A 15,130-nucleotide genomic window follows, 5' to 3' on the forward strand; every position below is an offset into this window, starting at 1 on the left:
ATTGCCGACAGATCGCAAGATTGCAGTCGTGCTGAAGGGCTATCCGCGTCTTTCGGAAACCTTCATCGCGCAGGAACTGCTTGGCCTTGAGCGGGCCGGACTAGACCTTGTACTGATCGCGCTTCGCCGTCCGACCGACGGCAAGCGCCATCCGGTTCACGACGAGATTCGTGCCGATGTTCACTATCTGCCCGAATATCTGCATGAAGAGCCGCTGCGGGTGCTGCGCGGTCTCGTGCGTTCCCTGCCGAAGCCGGGTTTCTGGCCGGCATTTGGGCTCTTTCTGAAAGACCTGCGCCGCGATTTCAGCCGCAACCGCTTTCGCCGGTTCGGGCAGGCGGTGGTGCTCGCTTCGGAATGGCCGGGCAATCCGCGCTGGCTGCACGCGCATTTCATCCATACGCCTGCCTCGGTGACGGCCTATGCCAGCGTGATCGCCGGTACGCCCTGGACCTGCTCGGCGCATGCCAAGGACATCTGGACGTCGCCGGACTGGGAGCTTTCCGAAAAGCTTGGCCGGGCGCGTTGGACGGTCACCTGCACGCGCATGGGCTACGAACATCTGAAGAGCCTGACGAGCGAAAAGGCGCGGGTGCATCTGAGCTACCACGGCCTTGATCTTGATCGTTTCCCACGTTTCGACGGCACGCATTCTGACCGCAATGGTTCTGACCCTTCGGATCCGGTCCGCATCGTCAGCGTGGGCCGCGCCGTCGACAAGAAGGGCTACGACGTCTTGCTGAAGGCACTCTCGCTGTTGCCGGCGGACCTTCATTGGCGGTTCGAGCACATCGGTGCCGGTGAACTGACCAGCAAACTGAAGACGCTTGCGACCGAGCTTGGCGTTTCCGGCAGGGTTGCCTGGAAGGGCGCGCTCGACCAGACCGACGTGCTGGCGCATTACCGGACGAGCGATATCTTCGCGCTTGCCTGCCGGATCACCGCCGACGGCGATCGCGACGGGTTGCCCAATGTGCTTGTCGAAGCGTCGAGCCAACGACTGCCGTGTGTCTCGACGGCGATTTCCGGCGTTCCGGAACTTCTCGTCGATGGCGAGAACGGCAGGGTCGTCCCGTCGGAAGATCCGCAGGCGCTTGCACGGGCCCTGGAGCAACTCATCCGAGATCCCACGCTCCGTCACGGCCTGGGCGGTGCGGCGGAGCGGAAGGTCCGCGCGCAATTCGACCACCACACCAGTATCGATCAGCTTGCCGCCCTGTTTGCCAGCGAATGGAGAGCCGCGTGATGCGTGCGCGCCGTGTCTTTTTCTACGTGCAGCATCTCCTCGGCATCGGCCATCTGGCGCGGGCGAGCCGGATCGCGAGCGCACTTGCCGCCAGGGGTTTCGAGGTGACCGTCGTGACCGGCGGCAGCCCGGTGCCGGGTTTCCCGGGGAATGACGTAAAGCATGTAGCCCTTCCGCCGGTGCTCGCCGGCGACAAGGGTTTTTCCGGCCTTGCCGACAGCGAGGGAAATCCGGTGAGCGACGCTTTCAAGGATCGGCGCCGGGAGCTGTTGATCGAGGCGTACCTTGCCTGCGATCCCGATATCGTCATTTTCGAAGCGTTCCCTTTCGGCCGCCGCCAGATGCGTTTCGAGCTGATGCCCTTGCTTGAGGTGATCGAAAAACAGACCCCAAGACCCCTCGTTGCCGCTTCGCTTAGGGACATCCTGCAGGAGCGGACGAAACCTGGCCGCGCCGAGGAGACCCTCGACGTCGTCAGGGCATATTTCGATCTCGTGCTCGTGCACGGGGACCCTGCCTTCGCGCGGCTCGAAGAGACCTATCCCTATGCGGCTGAGATCGAGGACAAGGTCGCCTATACGGGCCTCGTGGCGGGGCCCGTGCCGGACGTTCCGGCGGAAACGTTCGACGTGCTCGTTTCGGCCGGTGGCGGTGCGGTGGGCAAGGAACTGATCGGCGCGGCGTTGCAGGCGGCGAGCTTGCTGCCGCGCGAGCTGCGATGGTGTCTGGTCACGGGGCCGAACCTGCCGCAGCAGGACTATGACGCCTTCCAAGCCGCCGCGCCCGGCAACGTGCAGCTCTTCCGCTTCCGAAAGGACTTCGCGAGCCTGCTTTCGGGCGTGCGGCTTTCGGTTTCTCAGGCCGGCTACAACACGGTCTGCGACATCATCCGCGCCGGTTGCGGATCCCTGCTCATCCCCTTCGTCGCGGGCGGCGAGACCGAGCAGTCGACCCGGGCGGAACGGCTCGAAAAGCTCGGCCTTGCCGGCGTTCTGCCGGAGGTCGAGGTGACGCCCGAGAGGTTGGCGCGCGATGTCGAAGCGATGCTGGCGCGACCGAAGCCGAACATTCCGCCGCTGGATCTGGACGGCGCGATGAAGACCGCCGAAATCCTGGAGAGCCGCACGGCTCTTTGACAGCGAATTGCTCCAACTGTTTGAAATTGCGCAATTCCGGACGGAAAACCGTTTCACACTTTTCCTGGAATGGCACTATTCGACAGGCAGATAGCTCCCTTCGCTGCGGCGCGCCAGCCGCTCTCAAACCGTACCGATCAGCATGAAGCGGGTATATTTTTTCGTCGGCAGGGCGCCGGCAAATTCGACTGTCGTCAGCGCCGCCTGTTTCCTGAAGTCCTCGACGGAAGCCACGCAATTGATATGGGTGGGCTCGCTGAAGTAGTCGTTGGATTGCAGCAGGACGCGCGTGCCGGCGGGAATGCGATCGAGCCACGATCTCAGATCGGCGATGTGTTCGCAGCTCGTGTTGATGACCAGGTCGGCCCCAAGCGTCGTATAGTCAATCGCATACATGTCGGCCGTCACCGCACGGAATTTCTCCGGGAAGGCGGCATTCAGGGTTCGCGCAACCGTTTCCACATCCGGGTCGATGTCGAAGCTGTCGACCGCAGCCACGTTGAAGCGCGCATCCTCCAGCAGCATCGCGCCCAGGATGCCATACCAACCGCCCAGAATCGCAATCCTGGCGTAGGATGAACCAGCAACACTCAAAAGCGTGTCGCGTGCCCAGACCTTGCAGGCAACCTGCTTGTGATTGAAGGCGTTGGCGATGTGGGCTTCGGGATGTTTGGCGATTACCTTCGCGACGCCTTCGATGAGGGGGCTCTGCGTATAGGCGGCGATACCGCGTGCCAAATCAAAGGCATGCTCGTACCAATCGCTGGTTTGGGAAAGCGGGTGGCTGGTGTGTTTCATGCTCTCGTTGTAAGCTGGACGCCGGGCGAGTGCAATAACGGCGTGTGCTTCGGAGAGTGACGTTCTCTGTGGTTGCCTTCGCGGCAGTGGAGTCGGAACCGCGTCCATTGCAGATTTCCCTCGCACCTGCATAATCGACAGAACCGGATTCGGCGCCGGACGGAATATGCAGGCATCCACTTCGCGATCGAGCGCCGACAGGCACCCATCCGGAGGCTCCGCCGAGGAATGATGCGTGGTGGGGCATACGGCGGTCCGTCACGCGAGAAGCTATCGTGTTCAATAAGGTCCTATTGCCAGACACATGGAACCACGCCTTTCCCGCTACATCTGGACACACACGCGCAAGGATCAGCTTTGGATTCTGGTGATCGTCGCGCTGTCGATGATCCCCTATTTCCTGTCCTTCGACCTGCCGAAGCAGATCGTCAACGGACCGATCCAGGGTGACGGCTTTGACAGTCCGGAGGCGACGCAGGCCTTCCTGGCGATTTCGTTCAACTTGCCGTATTTCGGAACGATCAATGTCTTTGACGGTTTCCATCTCGGCCGAGAAGGCATGCTGCTCGCGCTCAGCCTGGTGTTCCTGCTGCTGGTGGTCGTCAACGGCCTCTTCAAGTTCTACATCAACACCTTCAAGGGCCGGCTCGGCGAGCGCCTGTTGCGGCGCATCCGCTTCGAACTCGTCGATCGTGTCCTCCGCTTCCCGCCGAGCCACTTCAAGAGAGTGAAGCCGGCCGAAATCGCAACGATGATCAAGGATGAGGTCGAGCCGCTCGGCGGCTTTACCGGTGACGCCTTCGTCTCGCCGGCACTGCTCGGCGGCCAGGCTCTGACGGCGCTGGTGTTCATCCTGCTGCAGAGCTTCTGGCTCGGTCTGATCGCGTCGCTGATCGTCGCCGTACAGGCGGTCATCATCCCGCGCATGCGCAAGCGGCTGCTGGTGCTTGGGCGTGAACGGCAGCTGACGGCGCGCGAACTCTCCGGTCGTGTCAGCGAAATCGTCGACGGCATCGGTGCCATCCGCGGGCACGATACCTCCAACTATGAGCGCGCCGACATCGCGGCGCGGCTCGGCCGGATCTTCAAGATCCGCTACGACCTCTACCAGTGGAAGTTCCTCGTCAAGTTCATCAACAATTTCCTGGCGCAGGTCACGCCTTTCCTGTTCTACGCGATCGGCGGCTATTTCGCCCTGCAAGGTCGCCTCGATATCGGTCAGCTCGTCGCCGTCATCGGAGCCTATAAGGACCTGCCAGGTCCGCTGAAGGAACTGATCGATTGGGATCAGGCCCGCCAGGACGTTCAGGTCAAGTACGCGCAGGTCGTCGAGCAATTCAGCATCGATCCGTTGCTCGATCCGAAGGTTCAGGCCGTTGCGGCGGGGGCCATCGAATCGTTGAGTGGCCCGCTGGCGGCGGTAAACGTGACGGTGGTCGACGACGGCGGCTCGACCGTGCTCGACCACGTATCGCTTCAGGTGCAGCCGGGCGAGAAGGTGGCGCTGACGGGCGGTGGCGAGGTGCTGGCGGAGGCCTTCGGCCGGCTGGTCTGGCCAGCGAGCGGCAAGGTGGTCATCGGCGGACAGGATATTCTGGAGATCCCGGAATCGGTTACCGGACGTCGGATCGCCTACGCTTCGTCCGATGTCTACGTGTTCCAGGGCAGCCTCGGCGACAACATCCTCTACGGCCTGAAGCACGCTCCGCTGACGGAAGTAAACTACGAAGGGGAGGGCGCTTCGCACCGGAAGTGGGAAGTGACCGAGGCGCGCCTTGCCGGCAATCCGCATCTGGATGTCAACAGCGACTGGGTCGACTACGGTTCAGCCGGGGCGAGCGGTCCGGATGATCTGCTCGTGCAGATCCGCCCGGTTCTCGACGCCGTGCTGCTGACCAATGACGTGATGGCGCTGGCCGTCCGCTCGACGATCGACGCGAACCGCCATGCGGCGTTCGCAGCCGGCATCGTCGAAATGCGCAGCGCGCTCAGGCAACGTCTTGAAAAGGAAAAGCTCAGCGATCTCGTCGTGTTCTTCGAACCGGGAACCTACAACATCGAGGCCACGATCGGCGAAAACATGCTGTTTGGCACGATCACCGATCAGGCGATGTGGGCGAACGCGCTTGAGAACCACCCGTTCTTCAAGACGATCCTGCAACGGGTCGGGCTGCGTGAAACATTCTACGCGATGGGGATCGAGATCGCCGAGAACGTCGTCGAACTGTTCCGCGACTTGCCGCCGGATCACCCGTTCTTCCAGCAGCTGACCTTCATGACCGCCGAGGAAATACCGGTCTACGAGGCCATCCTGCAGAAGGTGCGCAGTCGCGGCAAGGCCGAGGTTTCCGAAGATGATCAGATCAAGATCATCCGGCTGTGCTTCGATTACATCGAGCCGCGGCACCGCTTCGGTTTGCTGACGGAAGAGGTCATGGCGAAGGTTGTTGCCACGCGCCGTGAGTTCGATGAGGGTTTGCCGGCCGACCTCGCTGGAATGATCGAGCATTATCGTCCGAACCGTTACATTGCCTCAGGCAGCATCATCGACAACGTGCTCTTCGGGCGTATTGGCCACAAGCATGCCGATGGGTCGGAAAAGATCCGGGCGATTGTCCGCGATCTCTTTGAAGCCGGCGGCCTCTATAACGAAGTGCTGGCCTTCGGTTTCGACTACAATGTCGGCGCGGGCGGCAAACGTCTGACGGCAGCACAGCGGCAGAAGCTCGATCTTGCGCGCGCGCTTATCCGCGCCTGCGATTTCTATATCTTCAACCAGCCGCTGCTTGCGCTCGATCAACGCGTCCAGGAGCAGGTCGTGCGCAACGTCTTCTCGATGCTTGACCGGGCCGGGCGCGATCCAGCGATCGTCTGGGTTCTTGCCAATCCCTCGTTGATGGACCTCTTCGACCGTGTCGCGCAGTTCGAGAATGGGCGCCTCATTCATGACACTGGTGCCGATGCCGCAGTGGATGACGGACGCGACTACAAGGAAATGGCATCTTGATGTAATATTAATGTCAGGGCACGAGCATATGGTCCCGCCGCGATGCGGGAGGCGGACTGCTCCCGACGGGAAATCGGAGACACGGATTGTGATGTTGCTCAAGGATGAAGTTGAAATGCTGCGCCGGATAACCCTGTTTTCAGGATTGCCGCCGGCAAAGTTGAAACTTCTTGCCTTCACGTCCGACAGGGTGATGTACGGTGCCGGCGACGCGCTGTTCTATCAGGGTGACATCGGCGATGCGGCCTATGTCATTCTCTCCGGCAAGGCGGAGGTACTGATCAACACAGCCGGCGGGCCCTTCAAGATTGCCGAGTTCGAGCAAAATTCGATTGTCGGCGAAATCGCCATCCTCTGTAATACGCCTCGCACGGCGACCGTGCGGACCACCACACCGCTCGAAGCCTTGCGTATTCGCAAGGAGGATTTCCTCAAGCTGCTGGCCGATTTTCCCGAGATGGCGGTGGAAATCATGCGTGTCCTGGCTGACCGCCTGGCCCAGACCACGGCCGAGCTCAGCGAAGCCCGTAACCAGGTCGAGCGGGTCGACGCCTGACGCACCTCGCAACCTGAGCTGTACCATGTGGAGACATTCCCTCAGGGCATGTGAGCCTTTCGCAAAAGCGATTCCGCTTGGCGGTTTTATCGGCTAGACAGGCGACATGCGTTCGATCACCTACTTCCGTAAAACCGTTCAATTTCCCGACAAGCCGGAAAAGAAGCGCTTCTTCGCGCGGCTGCAGAATGGCGATTGGGAACCTTGTACGTTTCAGAACATCGAGCGCCTTGTCGATCGCAAGACGACCTTCATCGACATCGGCGGATGGATCGGGGTGACGCCCTATTGGGCGGCGCAGATCGCAGACAACGTCATCACCGTCGAGCCCGACCCCGTCTGCTTCGGTATCCTGAAGGAGATGCAGCCGGAAAACAGCGGTGAGGTGCGCGTGATCAACGCCGCGCTTTCCGAGGACGAGGTGCTGGTGCTGCACTCCGTCGGCGGCGGTTTCGGCAGTTCGGAAACCTCCGCGCTGATTGCCGACGACAACGGCGAGGCGATCCGAGCGCAGACGGTTACGATCGCCGAGCTTCAGACCATGGCCCGGACCGAGCGGCTCTGCTTCAAGATAGACATCGAGGGATATGAGTATCGCGCTCTGGATCAGTTCCGGGCTATCGATCCGCAACGCACCGCCGGCATCCTGCTTGCGGTGCACCCGCAAATCCTCTTTGCCTCGCTGAGCGGTCCTTCGGTGGTGCGCGCAATTCGCACGATTGCAGCCACGATGCGCCTGATCCGCAGCCTGAGCGGCTTCCGCCTCGACAATCCCTCGGCGATTTGGGCGGCGCTGCGCAAATCGATTGCCCGCCGGGAGTTTCGGGGCTTCGACCTTTTGTTCGTTTCGAGACGGCACGACCGCTAAAGCGCGTCGCGATCTTTCAGATTCGCTCCTTGCGCTTTAAGTTTTTGATATGTCGCGTGTCGTTATCGCAAAACCGCTGTGCACTTTTGCGCGACAGGCTTTAGGCGGTTGCGACAACGGCAAGTGCGTTTTCCATCCGCCCGCGTGTATCAGATGGCTGTCTCTTCGCGCAGAGGCGCGCGGCGATAGGGGTTCAAGTCACGTCCTGCGGGATCATTCTTGAGCGAGACAGGCTCCCGCCGACAACAGCTGCGGAGCCGGCATGGTTAACCATTCTTTAGAGAATGTTAATTCTTCGTTTAAAGACGTAATTTTCAGTGCTATAAATTTCTTGGCCGCTATTGCCTAAAACGCCGCGCGTCACATGAGACGCGCAAAGGTTGTTGTAGTACTTTGATTTGCTGCATGTCTTTGCCTCAGATTGAGGTCGATCTAAGGGTTCATGCAGAAAGTTTGATGTTGTGTCGTGAGGGCGACCGCATGTCATGGATGTATTTTGCGACTGCCGCCTATTGCCTGACCGCCTTGTTTCTCCTGGCGATGACTTATCTTGAAGGTTTGCAGGCGCGTGCGCCTTGGAACATGTATCGTTTTGCCGGACTGGTCATCTGCATTCTTTGGCCGGTCCTGTTTCTCTATCTGATGTTTAAAATGATATCGAAAACAAGAATTTCGGAGCGCTAAGGTTAGACTTCCCTGCCTCTATGTCGGGTTTTGCGCCCGAACCGTGGCATTTACCATACAACCAGAAAATGCCGGAGATTTAACCCATGAGTACCTCATGCGGATTATGCTTCGGCGGTGATCGACCGGTGTGAAAGTGTTTGAACATGTGCGGTTTCGGTGGCTATTTCGGCTCAATTCCAGACGCAAAGCACCTCCTCGAGAGAATGGTCTCCGCGATTGCCCATCGCGGCCCGGACGAGAACGGCGTCTTCGTCGACAAGGAGGCCGGACTTGGTCATGCGCGCCTGTCGATCGTCGGTCTCGGCGACGGCCAGCAGCCGATGTCGGACGAGAGCGGTGAATTGACGATCGCCTTCAACGGCGAGATCTTCAATTACGTCGAATTGCGCGACGAGCTGCGCGCCAAGGGCCGGCGCTTCCGCACCTCGAGCGACACCGAAGTAATTCTGCATCTTTACGATGTCATGGGGGAGGAATGCCTGTCCCGTCTCAATGGCGATTTTTCCTTCGCCATCTGGGATCGTCGACGCCAGCGGATGATGCTGGCACGCGACCGGATGGGTGTACGCCCGCTGTTCTACATGAACCATGGTGGCACGCTCTATTTCGCTTCCGAAATCAAGGCCCTGCTTCAGGTGCCAGGCGTTTCTGCCGAACTCGATCCGATCGCGCTCGACCAGATCTTCACGCTCTGGGCGCCGATCGCGCCGCGCACCGGCTTTCGCGACATTCATGAGCTTGAGCCGGCGCATCTCATGATTGCAGAAAAGGGCAAGGTCGCGATCCGCCCCTACTGGCAACTCGACTATCCCGACCGCGGGGCATCGCCGCTTTTCACGGATGAGCGCGCCGCTGCCGAAGAGTTGCGTGCGCTGCTCACGGATGCCACCCGGATCCGAATGCGCGCTGATGTTCCCGTCGGCTCCTACCTTTCGGGCGGGCTCGACTCCTCCATTGTCGCGGCGATGGCGACCGACATGGCGCCGCAGGGGCTAAGGACCTTCTCCGTCACCTTCGACAGTGTGGAGCACGACGAGAGCGCCTTCCAGATGGAAATGGCGACAGCGCTCGGCACGCATCACAGCGCCGTTGCCTGCCGGGCGGGCGACATCGCGAGGTCTTTCCCGGAGGTGATCCGCTTTGCGGAGCGACCGATTATCCGAACGGCGCCGGCACCTCTCTATCAGCTTTCGGGTCTCGTCCGGGAGCAGGGGCTGAAGGTGGTTCTGACGGGTGAAGGGGCCGACGAGGTCTTTGCCGGCTACGATATCTTCAAGGAGTCGCGGGTCCGTCGGTTCTGCGGCCGCCAGCCCGGGTCGCGCATACGCCCTCACCTCTTCCGCAAGCTCTATCCCTACATCCCGGGCCTGCAGCAGCAATCGGCGGAGTATCTCGCCGCGTTCTTCGGCGCCGGCGACGTGCCGCTCGACGATCCCCTCTTTTCGCACCGGCCACGCTTCAAGAGCACGGCGGCGACCAAGATCTTCTTCTCAGGCGATCTGCGTACGCGGCTGAGCAACTACGATGCGGCGGAGGATCTGGCGAGCCGGCTTCCGGCAGCCTTCGGTCGTTGGCACCCCTTGCACCAGGCGCAGTATCTCGAAAGCCGCTTCCTGCTGCCGGGGTATATCCTGTCGAGCCAGGGCGATCGCATGGCCATGGCCCACGGGATCGAAGGACGCTTCCCGTTCCTCGATCATCGCCTCGTCGAATTCGCGACCCGTCTGCCGCCCGAAATGAAGCTGAAGGGGCTGGTGGAGAAGCATATCCTGCGCGAAGCGACCAAGGATCTGTTGCCGCCGTCCATCGGCCAGCGAACCAAGCAGCCCTATCGCGCGCCGGACAGCCATTCCTTCACCGGCGTGGGGGAACTCGATTACGTCCGCGATGCGATGAGCGAGGCGCGTGTCAGCGACAGCGGGCTTTTCAATGCCAAGGCCGTGACGAAGCTCTACGAAAAATGCCAGTCGCAGCCAGTCACCGGCTTCCGCGACAATGCGGCTTTCGTCGGAGTCCTGTCGACACAGCTCTGGCTGCAAACCTTCACCGGCACCAGCGTCCGCGCGGCGGAAGCAGCCTGAAATATTGAGGAAAGGAAACCACATGACGGAAACGATCAAAGACAAGGTTAGAGCCTTCGTCATCGAAAACTTCCTGTTCGGCGATACATCTTACGATCTCGCCGATACAGCCTCGCTGATCGAGAATGACATCATCGATTCAACCGGCGTTCTCGAACTGGTGGCCTTCATCGAGGACCAGTTCGGCATCGTCATGGGCGACGCCGACATCGTGCCCGCGAATCTCGATTCTCTTGCGCGCATTTCGGCCTTCATCGGGGCCCGGGTCGGGGCGCCGGCCACGGCATAATCAAGACGCGAGGGGTCGTCCATGCGGTTCGAGCAATTCCTTATCAGCAATGCCGGCAGGCAAGCGGCGAAAACGGCGCTGGTCACCGACCGCCGTCGCCTGAGCTACGGCGAATTCGACGATCTATCGGGCAGGCTGGCTGCCGCGCTGGCGCGGGCCGGCGTCAAACGCAACGATCGCGTGCTCGTCTTCATGGACAATTGCTGGGAGGCGGCTGTTTCGATCTTCGCGATCCTGAAGGCCGGCGCGACCTTCAGCCCGATCAACGCCTCGACCAAGGCGGACAAGCTCGCCTATATCATGACCGACTGCGAGGCGGCGGCGATCCTGACGCAGGCAAAGCTGATGCCGATCGTGGCGGAGGCCCAGGCGCTGAGCGGCAAATCGGATATCTTCGTTGCCTCGACGGCTGCGCCCAACGGCCAGACGCCGGTTGACGCGGTCTCCTTCGAGAGCTGCCTTGCGGAAGCGGCAACGCCCGTGCCGCATCGCGGCATCGATGTCGACCTTGCGATGCTGATCTACACCTCGGGTTCGACCGGTCGGCCGAAGGGCGTGATGATGACCCATCGCAACATCGATGCGGCATCGGAGTCGATCACCACCTATTTGCGCAACGAACCTGACGATATCATCCTCAATGTATTGCCGCTTGCCTTCGACTACGGCCTCTATCAGCTGCTGATGGCGATCCGCATCGGCGCGACGCTGGTGCTCGAAAAATCCTTCGCGTTTCCGCATGCGATCTTCGAGCGGATCCGTGAGGAGGGCGTCACCGGCTTCCCGCTGGTTCCGACGATGGCGGCAATGATCCTGCAGATGCGCGATCTGGAACCCGGCTTCCTGCCAAGCCTGCGTTATCTCTCCAACACCGCCGCTGCCTTGCCGCCGCCGCATATTGCGCGGCTCCGCGAGCTCTTTCCGGGCGCCCGGCTCTATTCGATGTACGGGCTGACGGAATGCAAGCGCTGCACCTATCTGCCGCCGGAAGAACTCGACCGCCGGCCGGGTTCGGTCGGCATCGCGATCCCGAACACCGAGGCGTTCGTCGTCGATGACGAGGGCAAACGCGTACCGCCGGGCGTTCCCGGCGAACTTGTCATTCGCGGTCCCCATGTCATGCAAGGCTACTGGCGCAACGATGCCGCGACCGAGCGCATGCTGCGGCCGGGGCCGAACCCTTGGGAAAAGGTGCTCTATACGGGCGACCTCTTCCAGACCGACGAAGAGGGCTTCCTCTATTTCGTCGGCCGCAAGGACGACATCATCAAGACGCGCGGCGAGAAGGTCGCTCCCAAGGAAGTCGAGACGGTGCTGCACGCGCATCCCGGCATCGCCGAGGCCGTGGTGGTCGGCGTCGCCGATCCGGTGCTCGGCCACGCAATTGCGGCGCTGGTGGTGCTGTCCGATCCCAGCCTGACGGACAAGGACATTATTCGCCACTGCACCCGCCATCTCGAAGATTTCATGGTGCCGAAGATTGTCGAATTCCGCACCGAACTCCCGAAAACAGATACTGGTAAGGTCAGCCGCCGCCTTGCGGCCGAGACGATGGAGCCCGCCCAATGAACATTCTGATGACTGAGGGCGCGCGCCCGTTTTCGGCCGAGACGCTGACGATCGATCATGCGGCCGAGACTGACCGGATCGTCGCCGGGCTGCGTGAGCAGTTGCGGGCGATGAAGAAGCGCGGTCTGGTGCTCGGGCTCTCCGGTGGTATCGACTCGAGCGTTTCGGTCGCGCTGGCCGTGCGCGCCGTCGGCGCCAAGAATGTCTTTTGCCTGTTCATGCCGGAAAACGATTCCGATCCGGAAAGCCTGCGCTTTGGCCGCCTCGTCGCCGAGACCTTCGGCGTCGCGGCAATCATCGAGGATATCGGTCCGACGCTGAAGGCGATGGGCTGCTACGAGCGTCGCGATGCATTCATTCGCGAACTGGTTCCGGACTATGGTGACGGATGGGCCTCGAAGATCGTGATTGCCAATGCGCTCGAGGGCGAAGGCTACAATATTTCCTCGCTCGTGGTTCAAAGCCCCGAAGGCACGCGGTCGAAGCATCGCATGCCGCCTTCGGTCTATCTCGGCATCGTCGCCGCCACCAACATGAAGCAGCGCACCCGCAAGCAAGTGGAGTATTACCACGCCGACCGGCTGAATTTCGCGGTGCTCGGCACGCCGAACCGGCTGGAATACGACCAGGGTTTCTTCGTCAAGAACGGCGACGGGGCGGCTGACGTCAAGCCGATCGCGCATCTCTACAAGTCGCAGGTCTACGCGCTTGCCGCCTATCTCGGCATTCCCGAGGAGATCCGGCGCAGGCCGCCGACGACCGACACCTATTCGCTGGAGCAGACGCAGGAGGAGTTCTACTTCTCGCTGCCATACGACCGCATGGATCTCTGCCTCTACGGGCTCAACAACGGCATCGATATCGACGCCGTCGCTCAAGCGGCAGGCTTGACGGTCACGCAGGTAGAGCGCGTCTGGGCGGATATCGCCGCTAAGCGCAAGGCGACGCGCTACCTGCATCTGGGTCCCCAGCTCGTGCAGCCGGTGGAGGAGATCAAGGGCTGATATCGAGCTGCGTTGCTCGGCGAGGTAGTTGCGGTGGCTTCAAGGAAACGCCGCAATAACCGAAGCCCTGGTCAGTCGAACTGTCCGGCGATCAGCCGGCACCAATGCTCTCCGGCAATACCGTTGAAGAAGCCTTGTCCGTCCCGGCAGGCCTGGACGATTGCCGGGTCACGGGAGTGAAGCACCGTCGAGGCGACATGGACGAAGGCAATCCGACGTCCGAGCATGGCTTCCATAAGTACCGGCTGCGTCCGCCCCCTTAGGCCCGGAAGTCCGCGCTTGGAGGCATGATCGACAAGACAGTCGATGACCGGGCCGGCCTGGCCCGGCAGCGCCAAAACCTGGAGGACCCGCCCGATCTCGCTCGCCCTGGCGTAATAGGCGAAAGCGCCAACGAGCGTGCCGGTGCGCGCCGCTACCAGAGCGTAGACGAGCTCTCCCTGTTCGGGCTTTTGCTCCGCATCGCCGAGAATGTAGTCGAGCTGCCCTTCGGCCCATTCGGGGCGCAGCGGAAACTGCGCGATGAAACGATCGACCACGGCGGCAAAGCCGTTGCGATCGGTTTCCTGTGTCGTGAAACCGGCCTGGCCGATGCCGGCGGCAGACACGGCGGACCAGCGTTGTTCGCCCGGCGCCATCCGCTTGCGGTAGGCGCTGTCAACGGCGCGCGCGAAAGGTGCGGCAAGCCGCGCCGGCTTGATGCGGTTGGACGCGACACTCAGGCTGAAGGAAGCGGGTTGGATGACGCGCACCCAATCGAGACTGTATTGCGGCAGGACGACGCCACGAAGCCGTGTCCACATCTGCACCGAGACGTCGCTTGCGGTTTCGCTGAAGGAAAGATCCTGTGGTCCGGCCAGAAAGGCCTTGAGGATGCGCGCTCCGGCCAGGGGATCGTTCTCGCGATCCTCGACCATCAGCGAGCCGCAGATGGCCGCGCGCAGCCGGCGTCCATTCAACACCATTGGCAGGACGTTGACGCCGACAAATCCGGAAATGACGCCCTTGTCGTTCACGTGCACGAGGGGGCGTATCTCCGGATCGCAGCCGGGCGCATCGAGGTAAAGCTGCTGCATGTAATCGGCAAGTGCCGGCCGCGGTGTGCTCTGGTTATTGCGGAACACCCGCTGGAACATGCCTGCGATTGCCGGGATATCCGCGCGTTCGAGCGAACGGATTTCGCTCATTTGGGTAAGCTTCCGTCCCGGTCGTCGATTCTCCTGACGATAGCGACGCGCGGCTTGCCGTCGCGGTCGGTCGCGAACGTCACCGGCTCATAGGTCTTGATGCGCGACAGAAGGGCGGCCGCCTGTCGATCCTGGCCCTCGCCAAACTCGAACAGCAGCCAGCCACCCGGCTTCAGAAAGACGAGGGCGTCGCGGATCAGCCGCTGGTGAATGGAAATCCCGTAGGGGCCGCCATCAAAGGCTTCGCGCGGCTCGCTTTCAAGCAGGTGCGCCCGGTCTCCCTCCAGCCGTCCGGTCGAGATGTAAGGCGGATTGCAGACGATCAAATCGACCGCGCCTTCGAGATTGTCACCTTCGAAGGCGGCGAAGAGATCACCTTGCCGAATGGAGACACGCCCGCCGGTCCCGAGCCGGTCGACGTTGCGGCGCGCCAGCGCAACGGTGCTGTCCGTAAGGTCGGCGCCCCAGACGCGGGCAGACGGGACATCGTTGGCGATACCGAGTGCGAGATTTCCAGAGCCGCAGCACATGTCGATGACGGTTGGTGCCGAAGGGCCATCCGCGAGGATCGACACGGCTTTTCTTCCCAGGAGCTCCGTTTCCTCGCGCGGGATGAGAACGTCGGGCGCCAGTTCAAGCTCCACGCCCATGAAACGATGCAGACGGATATGATTGTCGTTGTGCGGCACGGCCACCCCCTCA

General features: G+C 61.6%; 13 protein-coding genes. 10 read left to right on the top strand and 3 right to left on the bottom strand.

The features are described from left to right. Nucleotide 1 precedes the first annotated feature (1 nt). Both V7S54_RS19785 and V7S54_RS19790 read left to right on the top strand, forming a co-directional pair. Nucleotides 2-1,246, top strand: a complete 1,245-nt coding sequence (locus V7S54_RS19785) for a glycosyltransferase (RefSeq protein WP_336409274.1) — start codon at nt 2-4, stop codon at nt 1,244-1,246. After that, entirely contained in the window at nt 1,246-2,382 is a 1,137-nt protein-coding gene (locus tag V7S54_RS19790; protein WP_141679471.1) for a glycosyltransferase family protein, read from the top strand. Before V7S54_RS19785 ends, V7S54_RS19790 begins: the two co-directional genes overlap by 1 nt. 123 nt (nt 2,383-2,505) lie before the next feature. Here V7S54_RS19790 and V7S54_RS19795 read toward each other — a convergent pair whose 3' ends face one another. Beyond that, nucleotides 2,506-3,180 (bottom strand): hypothetical protein, encoded by a 675-nt coding sequence (locus V7S54_RS19795; RefSeq protein WP_065375535.1) that lies wholly within the window; start codon nt 3,178-3,180, stop codon nt 2,506-2,508. Between the two features lie 304 nt (nt 3,181-3,484). Between V7S54_RS19795 and V7S54_RS19800 the strand changes: the two genes are divergently transcribed. From V7S54_RS19800 to nadE, 8 genes are all read left to right on the top strand, one after another. Beyond that, nucleotides 3,485-6,187 (top strand): ABC transporter transmembrane domain-containing protein, encoded by a 2,703-nt coding sequence (locus V7S54_RS19800; RefSeq protein WP_336409275.1) that lies wholly within the window; start codon nt 3,485-3,487, stop codon nt 6,185-6,187. Between the two features lie 91 nt (nt 6,188-6,278). Then, nucleotides 6,279-6,743, top strand: a complete 465-nt coding sequence (locus V7S54_RS19805) for a cyclic nucleotide-binding domain-containing protein (RefSeq protein ID WP_057251293.1) — start codon at nt 6,279-6,281, stop codon at nt 6,741-6,743. Nucleotides 6,744-6,849: 106 nt separating this feature from the next. Next, a complete protein-coding gene (locus V7S54_RS19810) occupies nt 6,850-7,611 on the top strand; it encodes an FkbM family methyltransferase (protein WP_065375537.1) in 762 nt (253 codons plus the stop codon). A gap of 405 nt (nt 7,612-8,016) precedes the next feature. Next, on the top strand, nt 8,017-8,295 hold the full coding sequence (locus V7S54_RS19815; RefSeq protein WP_141679472.1) for a hypothetical protein: 279 nt from the start codon (nt 8,017-8,019) through the stop codon (nt 8,293-8,295). 146 nt (nt 8,296-8,441) lie between these two features. Beyond that, a complete protein-coding gene (gene asnB, locus V7S54_RS19820) occupies nt 8,442-10,379 on the top strand; it encodes an asparagine synthase (glutamine-hydrolyzing) (RefSeq protein WP_336409276.1) in 1,938 nt (645 codons plus the stop codon). Nucleotides 10,380-10,401: 22 nt separating this feature from the next. Next, nucleotides 10,402-10,668: an acyl carrier protein gene (locus tag V7S54_RS19825; RefSeq protein ID WP_336409277.1), complete on the top strand. Its 267-nt coding sequence runs from the start codon at nt 10,402-10,404 to the stop codon at nt 10,666-10,668. A gap of 21 nt (nt 10,669-10,689) precedes the next feature. After that, on the top strand, nt 10,690-12,237 hold the full coding sequence (locus V7S54_RS19830) for a class I adenylate-forming enzyme family protein (RefSeq protein WP_336409278.1): 1,548 nt from the start codon (nt 10,690-10,692) through the stop codon (nt 12,235-12,237). Next, the gene (nadE, locus tag V7S54_RS19835; RefSeq protein WP_336409279.1) at nt 12,234-13,241 is read left to right on the top strand and encodes an NAD(+) synthase; all 1,008 of its coding nucleotides are present in this window, start codon (nt 12,234-12,236) and stop codon (nt 13,239-13,241) included. Before V7S54_RS19830 ends, nadE begins: the two co-directional genes overlap by 4 nt. A gap of 71 nt (nt 13,242-13,312) precedes the next feature. Here the strand turns inward: nadE and V7S54_RS19840 are convergent, their stop codons facing one another. Both V7S54_RS19840 and V7S54_RS19845 read right to left on the bottom strand, forming a co-directional pair. Beyond that, a complete protein-coding gene (locus V7S54_RS19840; RefSeq protein WP_065375543.1) occupies nt 13,313-14,428 on the bottom strand; it encodes a hypothetical protein in 1,116 nt (371 codons plus the stop codon). Beyond that, nucleotides 14,425-15,078, bottom strand: coding sequence for a N5-glutamine methyltransferase family protein (locus V7S54_RS19845; RefSeq protein WP_336409350.1), 654 nt, complete (start codon nt 15,076-15,078; stop codon nt 14,425-14,427). Before V7S54_RS19845 ends, V7S54_RS19840 begins: the two co-directional genes overlap by 4 nt. Between the last annotated feature and the right edge of the window lie 52 nt (nt 15,079-15,130).

The organism is Ensifer sp. CCNWLY38 (genome assembly GCF_037120565.1).
Lineage (GTDB): Bacteria > Pseudomonadota > Alphaproteobacteria > Rhizobiales > Rhizobiaceae > Ensifer > Ensifer adhaerens_H.